The sequence below is a fragment of the Pseudomonas sp. GL-RE-29 genome, from assembly GCF_019947275.1.
In the GTDB taxonomy this organism is placed as follows: Bacteria; Pseudomonadota; Gammaproteobacteria; order Pseudomonadales; family Pseudomonadaceae; genus Aquipseudomonas; species Aquipseudomonas fluorescens_A.
In genome coordinates, this window is record NZ_JAGYGD010000007.1 from 102,539 (window position 1) to 119,553 (window position 17,015).

At 59.7% G+C, this 17,015-nt stretch carries 16 protein-coding genes and 1 tRNA gene; 12 read left to right on the top strand and 5 right to left on the bottom strand.

Annotated elements, in window-relative coordinates; all coding sequences use genetic code 11:
- Position 1: 1 nt before the first annotated feature.
- The 11 genes from arcA to KGB21_RS08565 all read left to right on the top strand — a co-directional run bounded on the left by arcA (position 2) and on the right by KGB21_RS08565 (position 13,126).
- Positions 2-1,258, top strand: a complete 1,257-nt coding sequence (gene arcA / locus KGB21_RS08515) for an arginine deiminase (protein WP_034149161.1) — start codon at positions 2-4, stop codon at positions 1,256-1,258.
- A gap of 81 nt (positions 1,259-1,339) precedes the next feature.
- Entirely contained in the window at positions 1,340-2,350 is a 1,011-nt protein-coding gene (locus tag KGB21_RS08520; protein ID WP_034149160.1) for an ornithine carbamoyltransferase, read from the top strand.
- 139 nt (positions 2,351-2,489) lie between these two features.
- Positions 2,490-3,419, top strand: coding sequence for a carbamate kinase (gene arcC / locus KGB21_RS08525; RefSeq protein ID WP_223504732.1), 930 nt, complete (start codon positions 2,490-2,492; stop codon positions 3,417-3,419).
- Between the two features lie 12 nt (positions 3,420-3,431).
- A complete protein-coding gene (locus tag KGB21_RS08530) occupies positions 3,432-3,794 on the top strand; it encodes a DUF5064 family protein (protein ID WP_034149158.1) in 363 nt (120 codons plus the stop codon).
- A 224-nt stretch (positions 3,795-4,018) separates the two neighbouring features.
- Positions 4,019-5,527: a sigma-54-dependent transcriptional regulator gene (locus KGB21_RS08535; protein ID WP_034149157.1), complete on the top strand. Its 1,509-nt coding sequence runs from the start codon at positions 4,019-4,021 to the stop codon at positions 5,525-5,527.
- A gap of 418 nt (positions 5,528-5,945) precedes the next feature.
- A complete protein-coding gene (gene gcvH / locus KGB21_RS08540; protein WP_034149156.1) occupies positions 5,946-6,329 on the top strand; it encodes a glycine cleavage system protein GcvH in 384 nt (127 codons plus the stop codon).
- Positions 6,330-6,340: 11 nt separating this feature from the next.
- Entirely contained in the window at positions 6,341-9,193 is a 2,853-nt protein-coding gene (gcvP, locus tag KGB21_RS08545; RefSeq protein WP_223504733.1) for an aminomethyl-transferring glycine dehydrogenase, read from the top strand.
- A gap of 193 nt (positions 9,194-9,386) precedes the next feature.
- Positions 9,387-10,763, top strand: coding sequence for an L-serine ammonia-lyase (locus tag KGB21_RS08550; protein WP_034149154.1), 1,377 nt, complete (start codon positions 9,387-9,389; stop codon positions 10,761-10,763).
- Positions 10,764-10,802: 39 nt separating this feature from the next.
- Positions 10,803-11,927, top strand: a complete 1,125-nt coding sequence (gene gcvT, locus KGB21_RS08555; RefSeq protein WP_223504735.1) for a glycine cleavage system aminomethyltransferase GcvT — start codon at positions 10,803-10,805, stop codon at positions 11,925-11,927.
- Between the two features lie 403 nt (positions 11,928-12,330).
- A complete protein-coding gene (locus KGB21_RS08560) occupies positions 12,331-12,543 on the top strand; it encodes a cold-shock protein (RefSeq protein ID WP_003175786.1) in 213 nt (70 codons plus the stop codon).
- A gap of 94 nt (positions 12,544-12,637) precedes the next feature.
- Positions 12,638-13,126: an RDD family protein gene (locus KGB21_RS08565; protein ID WP_223504737.1), complete on the top strand. Its 489-nt coding sequence runs from the start codon at positions 12,638-12,640 to the stop codon at positions 13,124-13,126.
- A gap of 75 nt (positions 13,127-13,201) precedes the next feature.
- Here KGB21_RS08565 and nadA read toward each other — a convergent pair whose 3' ends face one another.
- Positions 13,202-14,260, bottom strand: a complete 1,059-nt coding sequence (gene nadA / locus KGB21_RS08570) for a quinolinate synthase NadA (RefSeq protein WP_223504739.1) — start codon at positions 14,258-14,260, stop codon at positions 13,202-13,204.
- 80 nt (positions 14,261-14,340) lie between these two features.
- Here nadA and KGB21_RS08575 point away from each other — a divergent pair, with 80 nt between their 5' ends.
- Entirely contained in the window at positions 14,341-14,514 is a 174-nt protein-coding gene (locus KGB21_RS08575) for a hypothetical protein (RefSeq protein ID WP_223504741.1), read from the top strand.
- A 13-nt stretch (positions 14,515-14,527) separates the two neighbouring features.
- Here the strand turns inward: KGB21_RS08575 and KGB21_RS08580 are convergent.
- From KGB21_RS08580 to ybgF, 4 genes are all read right to left on the bottom strand, one after another.
- A tRNA-Lys gene (locus tag KGB21_RS08580) sits at positions 14,528-14,603 on the bottom strand.
- 63 nt (positions 14,604-14,666) lie between these two features.
- Positions 14,667-15,359: a 7-cyano-7-deazaguanine synthase QueC gene (gene queC, locus KGB21_RS08585; protein ID WP_034149150.1), complete on the bottom strand. Its 693-nt coding sequence runs from the start codon at positions 15,357-15,359 to the stop codon at positions 14,667-14,669.
- Between the two features lies 1 nt (position 15,360).
- On the bottom strand, positions 15,361-16,008 hold the full coding sequence (gene queE / locus KGB21_RS08590) for a 7-carboxy-7-deazaguanine synthase QueE (protein ID WP_223504742.1): 648 nt from the start codon (positions 16,006-16,008) through the stop codon (positions 15,361-15,363).
- A 167-nt stretch (positions 16,009-16,175) separates the two neighbouring features.
- Entirely contained in the window at positions 16,176-17,012 is an 837-nt protein-coding gene (gene ybgF / locus KGB21_RS08595; protein WP_034149148.1) for a tol-pal system protein YbgF, read from the bottom strand.
- Positions 17,013-17,015: the final 3 nt, after the last annotated feature.

Genomic DNA, 17,015 nt, shown 5'->3' on the forward strand with positions numbered 1-17,015 from the left:
AATGACCACGGAAAAAGTTAAGTACGGCGTCCATTCCGAAGCCGGCAAACTGCGCAAAGTCATGGTTTGCTCCCCCGGCCTCGCCCATCAGAGGCTGACCCCGAACAACTGCGACGAATTGCTTTTCGACGATGTGCTGTGGGTGGCCCAGGCCAAGCGCGACCATTTCGATTTCGTCACTAAAATGCGTGAACGCAACATCGACGTGCTGGAAATGCACAACCTGCTGACCGACATCGTCGCCATCCCCGAAGCCCTGGACTGGATCCTCGAACGCAAGATCACCCCCGATTCGGTGGGCCTGGGCCTGATCAATGAAACCAGTTCGTGGCTGCGCAGCCTGGAACCGCGACACATCGCCGAGTTCCTGATCGGCGGCGTGTCGGGTGACGATCTGCCCACCAGTTTCGGCGGCAAGGCCATCGAGATGTTCCGCGGTTTCCTCGGCCATACAAGCTTCATTCTGCCGCCGCTGCCCAACACCCAGTTCACCCGTGATACCACCTGCTGGATCTACGGTGGCGTCACCCTCAACCCGATGTACTGGCCGGCGCGCCGCCAGGAAACCCTGCTGACCACCGCCATCTACAAGTTCCATCCGCAATTCACCAACGCCGAATTCGAAATCTGGTATGGCGACCCGGACAGGGACCACGGTAACTCCACCCTTGAGGGTGGCGACGTAATGCCGATCGGCAACGGCGTGGTATTGATCGGCATGGGCGAACGCTCTTCTCGCCAGGCCATTGCTCAACTGGCGGTGAATCTGTTCCAGAAAAAAGCCGTGGAAAAAGTCATCGTCGCCGGCCTGCCGAAATCCCGCGCGGCGATGCACCTGGACACCGTGTTCAGTTTCTGCGACCGCGATTTGGTGACCATCTTCCCGGAAGTGGTGAACCAGATTGTCGCCTTCACCCTGCGCCCGGACGAAAGCAAACCGGGCGGCATCGACATCCGTCGCGAAGAAACCAACTTCCTCGACACCGTGGCCAAGGCCCTCAACCTCAAAGCCCTGCGCGTCGTCGAAACCGGTGGCAACAGCTTCGCCGCCGAACGCGAGCAATGGGACGACGGTAACAACGTGGTGGCCGTGGAACCCGGCGTGGTCATCGGCTACGACCGCAACACCTACACCAACACCCTGCTGCGCAAGGCCGGGGTGGAAGTCATCACCATCAGCGCCGGCGAACTCGGCCGCGGTCGTGGCGGCGGCCATTGCATGACCTGCCCGATCATCCGCGATCCGATCGACTACTAACCTGACAGCCTTGGCCCGCGCTGCCGTCTACCCCACGGCATGCGCGGCCAAGGGGATAACCGACAACTTAGGAGATCCAAAATGGCGTTCAATATTCATAACCGCAATCTGCTGAGCCTGGAACATCACACCCCTCGCGAATTGCGCTACCTGCTCGACCTCTCCCGCGATCTCAAACGCGCCAAGTACACCGGCACCGAGCAGCAACACCTCAAAGGCAACAACATTGCCCTGATTTTCGAAAAAACCTCGACCCGCACCCGTTGTGCCTTCGAAGTCGCCGCCTATGACCAGGGCGCCAACGTCACCTACATCGACCCGAACTCCTCGCAGATCGGCCACAAGGAAAGCATGAAAGACACCGCCCGCGTGCTCGGGCGCATGTACGACGCCATCGAGTACCGTGGCTTCAAACAGGAAATCGTCGAAGAACTGGCCAAGTTCGCTGGCGTGCCGGTGTTCAACGGCCTGACCGATGAATATCACCCGACGCAAATGATCGCCGACGTGCTGACCATGCGTGAGAACGCCGACAAGCCGATCCACGAAATCAGCTACGTCTACCTCGGCGATGCGCGCAACAACATGGGCAACTCGCTATTGCTGATCGGCGCCAAACTTGGCATGGACGTGCGCATCTGTGCACCGAAAGCCCTGTGGCCGCTGGACGACCTGGTCGCGCGCTGCAAAAAATACGCTGAAGAGAGCGGCGCGCGCATCACGCTGACCGAAGACCCGAAAGCGGCGGTCAAAGGCGTGGACTTCATCCACACCGACGTCTGGGTGTCCATGGGTGAGCCGGTCGAAGCCTGGGCCGAACGCATCCAGCAATTGCTGCCATATCAGGTCAACGCCGAACTGATGAAAGCCACCGGCAACCCACGCACCAAGTTCATGCACTGCCTGCCGGCGTTCCACAACAGCGACACCAAAATCGGCAAGCAGATCGCCGAGCAGTACCCGAACCTTAAAAACGGCATCGAAGTGACCGATGACGTGTTCGAGTCGCCGGCCTGCATCGCCTTCGAGCAAGCGGAAAACCGCATGCACACGATCAAGGCGATTCTGGTGTCGACGCTGGCTGACCTGTAACGGCTGACGCGGCCCCTTGTGGGAGCTGGCTTGCCAGCGATGGGATCACCGCGGTTTATCAGAATCACCGAGGTGCGGCCATCGCTGGCAAGCAAGCTCCCACAGGCCCGCTTACCTCTCTTTTAGAAGGACATGCACCATGCGTATCGTCGTTGCTCTGGGCGGGAACGCCCTGCTTCGCCGGGGTGAACCGATGACCGCTGACAACCAGCGCGCCAACATCCGGATCGCCACCGAGCAGATCGCCAAGATCCACTCCGGCAACCAACTGGTCATCGCCCACGGCAATGGCCCCCAAGTCGGCCTGCTGTCGCTGCAAGCGGCGGCCTACACCTCGGTGTCGCCTTATCCGCTGGACGTGCTCGGCGCCGAAACCGAAGGCATGATCGGTTACATCATCGAACAGGAACTGGGCAACTTGCTGGACTTCGAAGTGCCCTTCGCCACCCTGCTGACCCAAGTCGAAGTCGACGCCAACGACCCGGCCTTCAAGAATCCGACCAAACCCATCGGCCCGGTCTACAGCAAGGACGAGGCCGAAAAACTCGCGGCCGAAAAAGGCTGGGCAATTGCCCCGGACGGCGACAAATATCGTCGCGTGGTCGCCAGCCCGAAACCGAAACGCATCTTCGAGATTCGCCCGATCAAGTGGCTGCTGGAAAAAAGCAGCATCGTGATCTGCGCCGGCGGTGGCGGCATCCCGACCATGTACACCGCCCCCGGTAAACTCGAAGGCGTCGAAGCAGTGATCGACAAAGACCTGTGCTCGGCGCTGCTGGCCGAACAGCTTGAAGCCGATCTGCTGGTGATTGCCACTGATGTCAGCGCCGCGTTTATCGACTACGGCAAACCATCGCAGAAAGCCATCGCCCAGGCTCACCCGGACGAAATGGAAAAACTCGGCTTTGCCGCCGGTTCCATGGGACCGAAGGTGCAGGCAGCCTGCGAATTCGCGCGCCATACTGGAAAGGTCGCGGTGATCGGCTCACTCGCGGACATCGAAGCGATCGTCCAGGGCAAGGCCGGCACGCGCATCAGCACCGCGACACCTGGCATTACTTACTTGTAGGGAGAGACGTCTATGGCACAGTTTGAGCCGGGTCACTTGCACATCGAACGTCATGCGCTGACCCCGGATGATGTCAACTACAACGTGCACCTCGACTATGAAGTCAGCAAGAACGACAAAGGGGAAAAGGGCATCCTGTTCACCATGCATGGCAGCATTCAGGGCAAGGACATCTCAGAACCCTTCTTCCTGCCCAAGGAGGAGGCCTACAACTTCGCCAGGGATGTGACAAGAATTGCCGAGAAGTACGGAATTCCGAAGTCACACAGCCAGATTGGCTCGGTCCACAAGCATTACGATTTGATGTTCGAGGACATCCGGAAGCAGTTGGATATGAAATCCGGCGATCCGGTAAACCCCGAGCACTTCGAGTAACCCGAACACACATTCTGTGGTCAGTCACAAATCCCTGTGGGAGCGGGCTTGCCCGCGATAGCGGTACATCTGTCACATCAATGCCGGATCTGCCACCGTCATCGCGGGCAAGCCCGCTACCACAGGGATCATCGTTGGCCTGAAGTCCTGCGCTGGATTTCACCTTACCCCCTGCTCCAAGGCATACTTGCCACCCTCCGCACTCCAGAACCCGAAACCGCCCCATGCGTATCCACGTCAGCTTCATCGACCGCGTCGGTATCACCCAGGAAGTCCTGGCCCTGCTCGGAGGGCGCAACCTCAATCTGGATGCGGTGGAAATGGTTCCGCCGAACGTTTATATCGACGCGCCGACCCTGAGCCCGGAAGTCCTCGAAGAACTGCGCGATGCGCTGCTGAGCGTGCGGGGCGTGCAGGCGATGACCGTGGTCGACATCCTGCCCGGCCAACGCCGGCACTTGCAGCTCGACGCGTTGCTCGCAGCCATGACCGACCCGGTGCTGGCGCTGGACAGCGCCGGCAAAGTGTTGCTGGCCAACCCGGCGTTGATCGCCCTGTATGGCCGTGAGCCGGCGGGTGAAAGCGTCGCCGACCTGTTCGCCGACCCGGCACTGCTCGACGCGTTGCTCGAACAGGGTTTTCGCTTGCCGCTGCGGGAAGTGACCGTCAACGGCCAGACGCTACTGCTGGACGCCACGCCAATTACCGACGCCGGCGCCCTGCTGACTCTGTATCAACCCAATCGCATCGGTGAACGCCTCTCGGCCCTGCACCACGATCACGCCGAAGGGTTCGATGCGCTGCTGGGCGAGTCGCCGGTCATCCGCACGCTCAAGGTTCGCGCGCAACGGGTGGCGGCCCTTGATGCGCCGCTGCTGATCCAGGGTGAAACCGGCACCGGCAAGGAGTTGGTGGCACGAGCCTGCCATGCCAGCAGCGCGCGGCACAACTCGCCATTTCTGGCATTGAACTGTGCAGCATTGCCGGAGAACCTCGCCGAAAGCGAACTTTTCGGCTACGCCCCCGGTGCCTTCACCGGTGCACAACGAGGCGGTAAACCGGGGCTGATGGAACTGGCCAACCAGGGCACAGTGTTTCTCGATGAGATCGGTGAGATGTCGCCGTATTTGCAGGCCAAGTTGCTGCGTTTTCTCAACGACGGCAGCTTCCGTCGGGTCGGCGGTGATCGTGAAGTGAAGGTCAACGTACGCATTCTCAGCGCGACCCACCGCGACCTGGAAAAAATGGTCAGCGAAGGGTTGTTTCGCGAAGACCTGTTCTATCGCCTCAACGTGCTCAACGTCGAAGTACCGCCACTGCGCGAGCGTGGCCAGGACATCCTGCTGCTGGCCCGTTACTTCATGCAGCAGGCGTGCGCGCAGATCCAGCGCCCGGTCTGTCGCCTCGCGCCGGGCACTTATCCGGCCCTGCTCGGCAACCGCTGGCCTGGCAACGTGCGGCAACTGCAAAACGTGATTTTCCGCGCCGCGGCCATTTGTGAAAGTAGCCTGGTGGACATCGGCGATCTCGACATCGCCGGCACCTCTGTCGCGCGCCAAGGCGACCACGACGTCGACAGTCTGGAACAGGCCATGGAAGAGTTCGAGAAAACCCTGCTGGAAAAACTCTACGTCAGCTACCCCTCCACCCGGCAACTCGCCAGCCGCCTGCAAACCTCCCACACGGCCATCGCTCATCGACTTCGTAAGTACGGCATTCCCAACAAGCCGTGACCACATTCTGACGAACGCCTCGCACTTGTAGGAGCCGGCTTGCTGGCGATGCCTTTCTAAAGACCACCCCGACCTGTAGGAGCCGGCTCCTACAGCTCGGGTTTTCAGTCAATAATCGTCTTAAAAGCGACCTCCAGCTGTACTGAAAGCGCTACAGCGGAACGATATCGCTACACCCCTCCCCGATCACGGCTGTGCAAGGCTTTGATCCACCTCAGCTTTCTTCTCCGGTCATGGCCGTATCGATTTCGCTACAGCGGGCAATTTTCAATAGCTCACAAAACACAGTAACTAATTGTTTTATAAGACAAAAAATACATTGGCCGCGTTCTTGCTATGTAGTCCGTCATACCCGGGCTTTCTTGCCCTAGCATTCAACAGCGTCCACCAGACGAGTCTGGCCCCCTTAGGAGTTTCCATGAGCGAATTGCGTTTTACTGAAGATCACGAATGGCTGCGCACCGAAGCTGACGGCAGCGTCACCGTCGGCATCACCGCTTTCGCGCAGAACGCATTGGGCGACGTGGTTTTCGTACAACTGCCTGAGCTGCAGTCCTACGAAAAAGGCGCTGAAGCAGCCACCGTGGAATCGGTAAAAGCCGCCAGCGGCGTGTACATGCCGCTCGACGGGGACGTACTGGAAGTGAACCCGGCGCTGGACAGCTCCCCGGAACTGGTCAACGAAGATCCGCTGGGTGAAGGCTGGTTCTTCCGCTTCCAGCCAGCCGACGCTTCGGCTGTCGCCAAACTGCTCGATCAGGACGCCTACGACCGTCTGATCAAAGCCAACGCCGAAGCCTGAGGAGCACTGACATGACCCAGATCAATTTGACCACCGCCAACGAATTCATCGCCCGCCACATCGGCCCGCGTGCCGGTGACGAGCAAGCCATGCTCAACAGCCTCGGCTTCGACTCCCTGGAAGCCCTGAGCGCCAGCGTGATTCCGGACAGCATCAAGGGCACCAGCGTGCTCGGCCTCGAAGACGGCTTGAGCGAAGCCGACGCGCTGGCGATGATCAAAGGCATCGCCGGCAAAAACCAACTGTTCAAGACTTTCATCGGCCAGGGCTACTACGGCACCCACACGCCGTCGCCGATCCTGCGCAACCTGCTGGAAAACCCGGCCTGGTACACGGCTTACACCCCGTATCAGCCAGAAATTTCCCAGGGCCGTCTCGAAGCGCTGCTGAACTTCCAGACCCTGATCAGCGACCTCACCGGTCTGCCAATCGCCAACGCCTCGCTGTTGGACGAAGCCACCGCCGCCGCCGAAGCCATGACCTTCTGCAAGCGCCTGAGCAAGAACAAGGGCAGCCACCAGTTCTTCGCTTCCGTGCATTGCCACCCGCAAACCCTCGACGTGCTGCGCACCCGTGCCGAGCCGTTGGGCATCGACGTGGTGGTCGGCGACGAGCGCGAACTGACAGACGTGACGCCATTCTTCGGCGCCCTGCTGCAATACCCGGCGAGCAACGGTGACGTGTTCGACTACCGCGAACTGACCGAGCGTTTCCACGCTGCCAACGCGCTGGTCGCGGTGGCCGCCGACCTGCTGGCCCTGACCGTGCTGACCCCGCCGGGCGAGTTCGGCGCCGACGTGGCCATCGGCAGCGCGCAACGCTTCGGCGTGCCGCTGGGCTTCGGTGGTCCGCACGCGGCGTATTTCTCCACCAAGGATGCGTTCAAGCGTGACATGCCAGGCCGTCTGGTCGGTGTCTCCGTCGACCGTTTCGGCAAGCCTGCATTGCGCCTGGCGATGCAGACCCGCGAGCAACACATCCGCCGCGAGAAGGCCACGTCGAACATCTGCACCGCGCAGGTATTGCTGGCCAACATCGCCAGCATGTACGCCGTGTACCACGGCCCGAAAGGCCTGACGCAGATTGCCAACCGCGTGCATCACCTGACCGCGATTCTGGCCCAAGGCTTGACCGCTCTGGGCTTGAGCGTCGAGCAAGCAAACTTCTTCGACACCCTGACCCTGAACACCGGCGCCAACACCGCCGCGTTGCACGAGCAGGCCCATGCCCAGCAGATCAACCTGCGCGTGGTCGATGGCGAACGTGTGGGCCTGTCCCTCGACGAAACCAGCACCCAGGCCGACATCGAAACCCTGTGGGCCTTGTTCGCCAATGGCAAAGCGCTGCCGGACTTCGCCGCCCTCGCCGCTTCCGTCACCAGCACCATCCCTGCCGCGCTGGTTCGCCAATCGCCGATCCTCAGCCACCCGGTGTTCAACCGCTATCACTCGGAAACCGAGCTGATGCGCTACCTGCGCAAACTGGCGGACAAGGACCTGGCGCTGGACCGCACCATGATCCCGCTGGGTTCGTGCACCATGAAACTCAACGCCGCCAGCGAAATGATCCCGGTGACCTGGGCCGAATTCGGTGCGCTGCACCCGTTCGCCCCGGCCGAGCAAAGCGCCGGTTACCAGCAACTGACCGATGAACTGGAAGCGATGCTCTGCGCCGCGACTGGTTACGACTCGATCTCGCTGCAACCGAACGCCGGTTCGCAAGGCGAATACGCCGGTCTGCTGGCCATCCGCGCCTACCACCAGAGCCGTGGCGAAGACCGTCGCGACATCTGCCTGATCCCATCCTCGGCCCACGGCACCAACCCGGCCACCGCACAAATGGCTGGCATGCGCGTGGTCGTCACCGCGTGCGATGCCCGTGGCAACGTCGACATCGAAGACCTGCGCGCCAAGGCCATCGAGCACCGCGAACACCTCGCCGCGCTGATGATCACCTACCCGTCGACCCACGGCGTGTTCGAAGAAGGCATCCGCGAAATCTGCGGCATCATTCATGACCACGGCGGCCAGGTGTACATCGACGGCGCCAACATGAACGCCATGGTCGGCCTCTGTGCGCCGGGCAAGTTCGGCGGCGACGTGAGCCACCTGAACCTGCACAAGACTTTCTGCATTCCGCACGGCGGTGGCGGCCCGGGCGTCGGCCCGATCGGCGTGAAATCGCACCTGACGCCGTTCCTGCCGGGCCACGCTCAGATGGCGCGCAAGGAAGGCGCGGTGTGTGCCGCGCCGTTCGGCAGCGCGAGCATTTTGCCGATCACCTGGATGTACATCCGCATGATGGGCGGCGCCGGTCTGAAGCGCGCTTCGCAGCTGGCGATCCTCAACGCCAACTACATTTCCCGCCGCCTCGAAGAGCACTACCCCGTGCTGTACACCGGCAGCAACGGCCTGGTGGCGCACGAGTGCATTCTCGATTTGCGTCCACTGAAAGACAGCAGCGGCATCAGCGTCGATGACGTCGCCAAGCGCCTGATCGACTTCGGCTTCCACGCCCCGACCATGTCGTTCCCGGTGGCCGGCACCTTGATGATCGAGCCGACCGAAAGCGAATCCAAGGAAGAACTGGACCGCTTCTGCGACGCCATGATCCGCATCCGCGAAGAAATCCGCGCGGTGGAAAACGGCACGCTGGACAAGGACGACAACCCGCTGAAAAACGCTCCGCACACCGCGGCGGAAATCGTCGGCGAGTGGACTCACCCATACAGCCGCGAGCAAGCGGTTTATCCGGTTGCTTCGCTGATCGAAGGCAAATACTGGCCGCCGGTCGGTCGCGTCGACAACGTCTTCGGCGATCGCAACCTGGTCTGCGCCTGCCCGTCGATCGAAAGCTACGCTTAAACCAAAGGGGGCGGCATGTCCGCCCTCGCAAGAACGCCACAAAACCTGTAGGAGCTGGCTTGCTAGCGATGGCATCAACGCGGTGCATCATTTCCACCGAGGTGATGCCATCGCTAGCAAGCCAGCTCCTACAGGACCGCATTCAGTCAAAAGATTCTCGCCAATTCCTATAACAAGAAACCGGAGAACAACCATGTCGTTAAGCGTGTTCGACCTGTTCAAGATTGGCATCGGCCCCTCCAGCTCTCACACCGTCGGCCCGATGCGCGCCGCCGCGCGTTTCGCCGAAGGTTTGCGCCGTGAAGGACTGCTGACCGCCACTACCTGCGTCAAAGTCGAGCTCTACGGCTCGCTCGGCGCCACCGGCAAGGGCCACGGCAGCGACAAGGCTGTGCTGCTCGGCCTCGAAGGCGAACACCCGGACACCGTGGACACCGAAACCGTCGCCGCCCGTCTGCAAGAGATTCGCGGTAACGGACGTTTGAACCTGCTCGGCGAACACAGCATTGCGTTCAATGAGAAAGAACACCTGGCGATGATTCGCAAACCGTTGGCTTATCACCCCAACGGCATGATCTTCCGCGCGTTCGACGCGGCAGGCCTGCAAATCCGCAGCCGCGAGTATTACTCGGTCGGCGGCGGGTTTGTCGTCGATGAGGACGCCGCTGGCGCCGACCGCATCGTCGAAGACGCCACGCCCCTGACCTTTCCGTTCAAAAGCGCCAAGGACCTGCTCGCTCACTGCACCACCTATGGCCTGTCCATCAGCCAGGTGATGCTGACCAACGAAAGTGCCTGGCGCCCGGAAGCGGAAACCCGCGCCGGCCTGTTGAAAATCTGGCAAGTGATGCAGGACTGCGTCGCCGCAGGCTGCCGCAACGAAGGCATCCTGCCCGGCGGCTTGAAGGTAAAACGCCGCGCTGCCGCGTTGCATCGTCAGTTGTGCAGCAACCCGGAATCGTCCTTGCGCGACCCGCTGTCAGTGCTCGACTGGGTGAACCTGTACGCCCTGGCCGTCAACGAAGAAAACGCCAACGGTGGACGCGTGGTGACTGCACCCACCAACGGTGCGGCCGGGATCATTCCAGCGGTGATGCATTACTACATGCGCTTTATCCCCGGCGCGAACGATGACGGCGTGGTGCGCTTTCTGCTGACCGCCGCAGCCATCGGGATTTTGTACAAGGAAAACGCCTCGATTTCCGGCGCCGAAGTCGGCTGTCAGGGTGAAGTTGGCGTGGCCTGCTCCATGGCCGCCGGCGCCTTGTGCGAAGTGCTTGGCGGCACTGTGCAGCAAGTGGAAAACGCTGCGGAAATCGGCATGGAACACAACCTCGGTCTGACCTGCGACCCGATAGGCGGGCTGGTGCAAGTCCCTTGCATCGAGCGCAACGCCATGGGCTCGGTCAAGGCCATCAACGCGGTACGCATGGCCATGCGGGGCGACGGGCACCATTTCGTCTCGCTCGACAAGGTCATCCGCACCATGCGCCAGACCGGCGCCGACATGAAAAGCAAATACAAGGAAACCGCCCGTGGCGGTTTGGCGGTCAACATTATCGAGTGCTGATGCGCTCACCTGCATCTGCATCATTTTCAGGAGCTGAATATGTCCACCGAACAACTGTTGAAAACCCCGTTGCACGCCCTACACATCGAACTTGGCGCGCGCATGGTGCCGTTCGCCGGCTACGACATGCCGGTGCAATACCCATTGGGCGTGATGAAAGAACACCAGCACACCCGCGACCAGGCCGGACTGTTCGATGTCTCGCACATGGGCCAGATCCGCCTGACCGGCGCCAATGCCGCCAAGGCCCTGGAAACGCTGGTACCGGTAGACATCATCGATCTGCCGGTGGGCATGCAGCGCTATGCGATGTTCACCAACGAAACCGGCGGCATCCTCGACGACCTGATGGTCGCCAACCTGGGTAACGACGAACTGTTCCTGGTGGGCAACGCCGCCTGCAAGGACCAGGATCTGGCACACCTGCGCAAATACATTGGCGACCAGTGCACCATTGAGCCGCTGTTCGAAGAGCGCGCATTGCTCGCCCTGCAAGGCCCGGCGGCGGTCACGGTACTGGCCCGTCTGGCGCCAGAAGTGGCGAAGATGACCTTCATGCAGTTCGCTCGAGTGAAGTTGCTGGGTGTGGACTGTTTTGTCAGCCGCTCGGGCTACACCGGTGAAGACGGTTACGAAATTTCCGTACCGGCCGCCAGCGCCGAAGCCCTGGCCCGTGCCCTGCTGGCCGAACCGGAAGTGGAAGCCATCGGCCTTGGCGCACGCGACTCCCTGCGCCTGGAAGCCGGCCTCTGCCTGTACGGCCACGACATGAACACCGACACCACACCCATCGAAGCCAGCCTGTTGTGGGCCATCTCCAAGCCACGTCGTGCCGACGGCGCGCGTGCCGGTGGCTTCCCTGGCGCAGAAACCGTATTCGCTCACCAACAGGGTGGCGTCAGCCGCAAACGTGTCGGCCTGTTGCCGCAGGAACGCACCCCGGTGCGCGAAGGCGCAGAGATCGTCAACGACGCTGGCGAGATCATCGGCACCGTCTGCAGCGGCGGTTTCGGCCCGACCTTGGGCGGACCTCTGGCCATGGGTTACCTCGACAGCGCTTATATCGCTATCGATACACCGGTTTGGGCAATTGTTCGTGGGAAAAAGGTGCCTTTGCTTGTAAGCAAAATGCCATTTGTTCCACAACGCTACTATCGTGGCTGATTGACTGTTCCTATAAGTAACGCGGTTGCGTTAACAGTGCACTAATGTGTAACGCAACCGCCATAAAATAGTGCATCGTTTGGCTCTAAGCTTCGATTATGAACTTTGCTTATAACGTTCGAAAACATTTGAACAAGTCTATCGAATAAGCTGCCACCCAAGCCTGAAAAACTGCCACCAACCTAAGCAAATCCGGGCCTGCGCAGGGGCTTGTTTTTTCTCCCGTAGTTGGCGTAGAGTTTGTTCACTGTGTTTGCATGGGTCGCTTGGAATCGTGACCTGGGCAGTAGCCTACAAGTTAGCTACATCCCGTTCGACGTCTTCTTACTCTCCTGCAACCAGCCCCAGTACTCTTTCATGAGAAAGAGACTGTCATTAATTTTAGCGTCAAAGGAAATAAGAAATGTCCCAACGTCAGAGCGGTACCGTCAAGTGGTTTAACGACGAGAAAGGTTTTGGTTTTATCACTCCAGAAAGCGGTCCGGATCTGTTCGTGCATTTCCGCGCTATTCAGGGCAACGGTTTCAAGAGCCTGAAAGAAGGCCAGAAAGTGACTTTCGTTGCTGTGCAAGGCCAGAAAGGCATGCAGGCTGACGAAGTACAAGCAGAAGCCTAATCTTCTGTAACGAAAAAGCCCCTGATGCTGACATCAGGGGCTTTTTTGTGCGCGTAAATCCGTAAAATGGCTTCTTTTTCGCCCAGAGGCTGCCATGTCGAAACACCTGCTCAAACCCCAGGGCGACTTCCCCGCCGTTGGCCTGGGTCGTCGCCTGGCAGCGATGTTTTATGATTTCTTGCTGTGCACCGCCCTGCTGATCGTCACCAGCGGCATCTACAAGATGATCCAGATGGCGATCATCGGGGAAGACAAAATGCGCGCCCTCACTGAAGCTGGCGCACTCGACGGTGATCCGCTGCTCTCGACGGTTTTGCTGTTCGTGCTCTTCGGCTTCTTCGCCAAGTTCTGGACCCACACGGGTCAGACGTTGGGCATGCAGGTCTGGGGCGTTCGCGTGCAGAACGCCGATGGTTCATCCATCAGCCTGTGGCAAGCGTTGCTGCGCTTTGTGGTATCAATCGCATCGCTGCTGTGCGTTGGCCTCGGGTTCGCCTGGTCACTGCTCGACAAGCAGAAGCGCAGCTGGCATGACATGTATTCCAATACCCAGCTAGTACGCATTCCAAAGAAACAAAAGTAACGCCCATAAAAAAGATCGCAGCCTTCACCAGCTCATGTAGGAGCTGCCGAAGACTGCGATCTTTTGATCTTGCCCTTAAGCGTTGCCAGCCAACTTCATCCGCGCAGCCTGAGTAAAGTCCAGCATCCGCTTCAGCGGCCGAATGGCCTGCGGAATCAACGCCGGATCAACAAAGATCTCGTTCGCCCCTTCCTTCAAGCTCTTCAGCGTGCGCTCAAGGGTGTTCATCGCCATCCACGGGCAATGCGCGCAACTGCGGCATGCCGCGCCGTTACCGGCCGTTGGCGCTTCAATAAACACCTTGTCCGGACACAACTGCTGCATCTTGTAGAAGATGCCACGATCAGTGGCGACGATCAGGGTTTTGTTCGGCAGGCTCTGTGCCGCCGCGATCAATTGACTGGTAGAACCAACGGCGTCCGCCAACTCGATCACCGATGTCGGCGACTCCGGGTGCACCAGAATCGCCGCATCCGGATACAGCGCCTTCATGTCCTCAAGCTGCTTGGACTTGAACTCTTCGTGAACGATGCAGGCACCGTCCCACAGCAACATGTCGGCACCGGTCTGGCGCTGAATGTAGGTGCCCAAATGCTTGTCCGGGCCCCAGATGATGGTCTCGCCGTTATCCATCAGGCTTTCGACGATCTCCAGCGCACAGCTGGAAGTCACGACCCAGTCGGCCCGGGCTTTAACCGCCGCGGAGGTGTTGGCGTAAACCACCACCGTTCGCTCCGGGTGCTGATCGCAGAACGCGGAGAACTCATCAACCGGGCAACCCAGGTCCAGCGAGCAGGTCGCTTCCAGGGTCGGCATCAGGATGCGTTTTTCGGGGTTGAGGATTTTGGCCGTCTCGCCCATGAATTTCACCCCGGCGACCACCACGGTCTTGGCCGGATGAGCGTTGCCGAAACGGGCCATCTCCAGCGAATCGGAAACACAGCCACCGGTTTCTTCGGCCAGAGCCTGAATGATCGGATCGCAATAGAAGTGGGCAACCAGCACCGCGTCCTGAGCCTTGAGCTCGGCAGCGATAGCAGCACGGTAATAGGCCTCTTCGTCGGCGGTCAGCGGCTTGGGCTGCTTGGCGTCGAGGTGGGCTTGAACCAGAAGGCGTTCGGAAATTTGCGTCATGTTCGCAAGACCTGCAAGCGCATTCGCGCGAAAGTCGAGTATACACCCGGCTCCGGACCCTACAGGGTACCGCCGGGAAAGTGAGTATTCATCAGGCACGGACAGCGTTGAAGCTGGGCAAGGCTACAGAATATCCAGTGGATGCAAAAGATGATTTTGACCTGCGTTACGCGGTGCAGCTTCGGGACAGCACTAAATCGCAGGCAAAAAAAAATCCGGAAATCCTCACTTTCGTGGGCCTTCCAGACTTTTAAAACTGCTTGAAAATGGTGGGTCGTGTGGGATTCGAACCTACGACCAATTGGTTAAAAGCCAACTGCTCTACCAACTGAGCTAACGACCCGCTGTGTGGTGGCGCGTATAATACTGATTTTTAAGGACTATTCAACACCTATTTTGAAATAAATCAAAAATAAGGTGTTGGGTCGCTGATTCCGGCTGCCGCGAAGCCTTCCGCACGCAGTCGGCAGCTGTCGCATTTGCCGCACGCACGGCCGTTGTCGTCGGCCTGATAGCAAGAAACGGTGAGGCCGTAGTCCACGCCAAGCTTCACGCCGGCCTGAACGATTTGCGCCTTGCTGAGGTTTTGCAGTGGCGCCTGAATCCGGAAACCATTCCCTTCCACACCAGCTTTGGTCGCCAGATTGGCCATGCGTTCAAAGGACTCAATGAACTCGGGTCGGCAGTCCGGGTAACCGGAGTAATCCACCGCATTGACGCCGATAAAGATGTCACGCGCGCCAAGCACTTCAGCCCAGCCCAATGCCAGGGACAGAAACACCGTATTACGCGCAGGCACGTAAGTCACCGGAATGCCCTCACCCAACTCTTCCGGAATATCGATGCTGCTGTCGGTTAATGCCGAGCCGCCCATGCCGTTCAGGTTGAGACCGATCACCTTGTGCTCAACCACTCCCAAATCGCGGGCAACACGTTCGGCGGCATACAGCTCAGCGTGCGAACGCTGACCGTAGTCGAAACTCATGGTGTAGCAGCTGTAGCCTTCGGCCCGAGCCATGGCCACGACGGTTGCCGAGTCCAGACCGCCGGACAGCAGGATGACCGCACGTTTTTCCGCAGTGTTCAGTTGTTCCGTCATTTCAGCGCCCCGGCTCGTCATTCCAAAGATATTTATGCAGCTGCAGTTGCAGACGCACTGGCAGATTGTCCGCCACCACCCAGTCAGCCAGGTCTCGAGCATTGAGATCATGGTGACTTGGCGAGAACAGGACTTCGCCGGCACGCTGGTCCAGACCGTACTGGATCAACTTGGACACGGACCAGTCATAGTCTTCCCGCGAGCAGATGACAAACTTCACCTGATCGTTCGGCGTGAGCAGCTCAATGTTCTCGTAGCGGTTACGGTGCGCTTCCTTCGAACCCGGAGTTTTCAGGTCGACAACGCGACTGACCCGGGAATCTACCGCCGAGATGTCGATAGAGCCACTGGTTTCCAGTGACACTTCGTAACCGGCATCGCACAACTGCTTGAGCAATGGAATGGCGTTGGGTTGCGCCAGGGGCTCGCCGCCCGTGACACAGACATAACGCGGGCGAAAACCGGCGACTTGCTCAAGGATGTCGTCGAGCGTGCGAATGGTCCCGCCAGTGAATGCATAGGCGCTGTCGCAGTATTGGCAACGCAGCGGGCAACCGGTCAGGCGCACAAAAACCGTGGGCAGGCCGGCGGTCCGAGTTTCACCCTGCAACGAGTAGAAAACTTCGGTGATTCTCAATGTGTCTTGCATAGTCGCCACGGGCGTAACAGCTAAACAGGCTGTCCGCCTCCGTCAGGCACTTGAAGGAACCCCGGCAATGCGCAGGTCCCAAAAAGCGTGTTTCAGAAAAAGGGGGTGAATTCTAACGAAAAAACCCGCGACAAGCGCGGGTTTCTTCGAAACGGGTCAAGCAGCCCTTACATTTTTTGCAGATCGCGCTGGGCCAGCTGAGCGGCGGATGTGCCCGGATATTGGGCAACCACCTGTTGCAGAATGCCTTTCACCTTGTCGGTATGACCGAGGCGACGCTCTACGTCAGCGAGCTTGTACAGCGAATCAGGCACTTTGGCGTGCTTTGGATACAGCTGCGAAACCTTGGCAAAAGCCTGACCTGCGCCTTGCAGATCGCCCTTGGCCAGGTTCACTTCGCCCAACCAGTACTGGGCATTGCCCGCATATTGGCTGTTCGGGTATTTGCGCAGGAATGCGGCGAAAGCCTGACTGGCCTTGTCGAAATCCTTGGCCTTGATCAGGTCGAAGGCTGCATCGTAATAGAGCTTTTCCTTCGCCGGATCCGCCGGTTCGCTACCTGCGGCAGGTGCTTGAGCGGCTGCCGCCCCTGCACTCGCGCCAGCTGCTGCGGCAGGGGCATTCAAATCGCCACCGCCGGAAGAATTCTCAGGAGTCGCGGCTGGTGCAACGCCGGTTCCTATGCGCCGATCAAGATCCTGGTATCGCTCCAGGCTTTCTTGCTTCATGCGCGCTACATCATTTTGCAGAACTTCGATTGCGCCTTGCTGGCGCTCGATTTGTTGCTGCATTTGTTGCAGTTGGTTGAACAGCTCGCCCTGTGCCGAGACAGGGGCCGAAACCCCTCCCCCGGCATAGGCGCCGTTCGTACCGTAACCTGCAGGCGGATAACTGCTCCCGCTGTTGGAACCGGAGTTGTTATCGACCACAGGAACCGCAGCCCACACCGCAAGCGGCGCGAGGCTGAGAGCCAGAACAGTTACAGCACGACGGCACGTTCGCATGAC

What these genes read in the sequence shown, in the direction of transcription:
- arcA (WP_034149161.1), top strand. Translation starts at nt 2, where the DNA reads ATGACCACGGAAAAAGTTAAGTACGGCGTCCATTCCGAAGCCGGCAAA.
- KGB21_RS08520 (WP_034149160.1), top strand. Translation starts at nt 1,340, where the DNA reads ATGGCGTTCAATATTCATAACCGCAATCTGCTGAGCCTGGAACATCAC.
- arcC (WP_223504732.1), top strand. Translation starts at nt 2,490, where the DNA reads ATGCGTATCGTCGTTGCTCTGGGCGGGAACGCCCTGCTTCGCCGGGGT.
- KGB21_RS08530 (WP_034149158.1), top strand. Translation starts at nt 3,432, where the DNA reads ATGGCACAGTTTGAGCCGGGTCACTTGCACATCGAACGTCATGCGCTG.
- KGB21_RS08535 (WP_034149157.1), top strand. Translation starts at nt 4,019, where the DNA reads ATGCGTATCCACGTCAGCTTCATCGACCGCGTCGGTATCACCCAGGAA.
- gcvH (WP_034149156.1), top strand. Translation starts at nt 5,946, where the DNA reads ATGAGCGAATTGCGTTTTACTGAAGATCACGAATGGCTGCGCACCGAA.
- gcvP (WP_223504733.1), top strand. Translation starts at nt 6,341, where the DNA reads ATGACCCAGATCAATTTGACCACCGCCAACGAATTCATCGCCCGCCAC.
- KGB21_RS08550 (WP_034149154.1), top strand. Translation starts at nt 9,387, where the DNA reads ATGTCGTTAAGCGTGTTCGACCTGTTCAAGATTGGCATCGGCCCCTCC.
- gcvT (WP_223504735.1), top strand. Translation starts at nt 10,803, where the DNA reads ATGTCCACCGAACAACTGTTGAAAACCCCGTTGCACGCCCTACACATC.
- KGB21_RS08560 (WP_003175786.1), top strand. Translation starts at nt 12,331, where the DNA reads ATGTCCCAACGTCAGAGCGGTACCGTCAAGTGGTTTAACGACGAGAAA.
- KGB21_RS08565 (WP_223504737.1), top strand. Translation starts at nt 12,638, where the DNA reads ATGTCGAAACACCTGCTCAAACCCCAGGGCGACTTCCCCGCCGTTGGC.
- nadA (WP_223504739.1), bottom strand. Translation starts at nt 14,260, where the DNA reads ATGACGCAAATTTCCGAACGCCTTCTGGTTCAAGCCCACCTCGACGCC.
- queC (WP_034149150.1), bottom strand. Translation starts at nt 15,359, where the DNA reads ATGACGGAACAACTGAACACTGCGGAAAAACGTGCGGTCATCCTGCTG.
- queE (WP_223504742.1), bottom strand. Translation starts at nt 16,008, where the DNA reads ATGCAAGACACATTGAGAATCACCGAAGTTTTCTACTCGTTGCAGGGT.
- ybgF (WP_034149148.1), bottom strand. Translation starts at nt 17,012, where the DNA reads ATGCGAACGTGCCGTCGTGCTGTAACTGTTCTGGCTCTCAGCCTCGCG.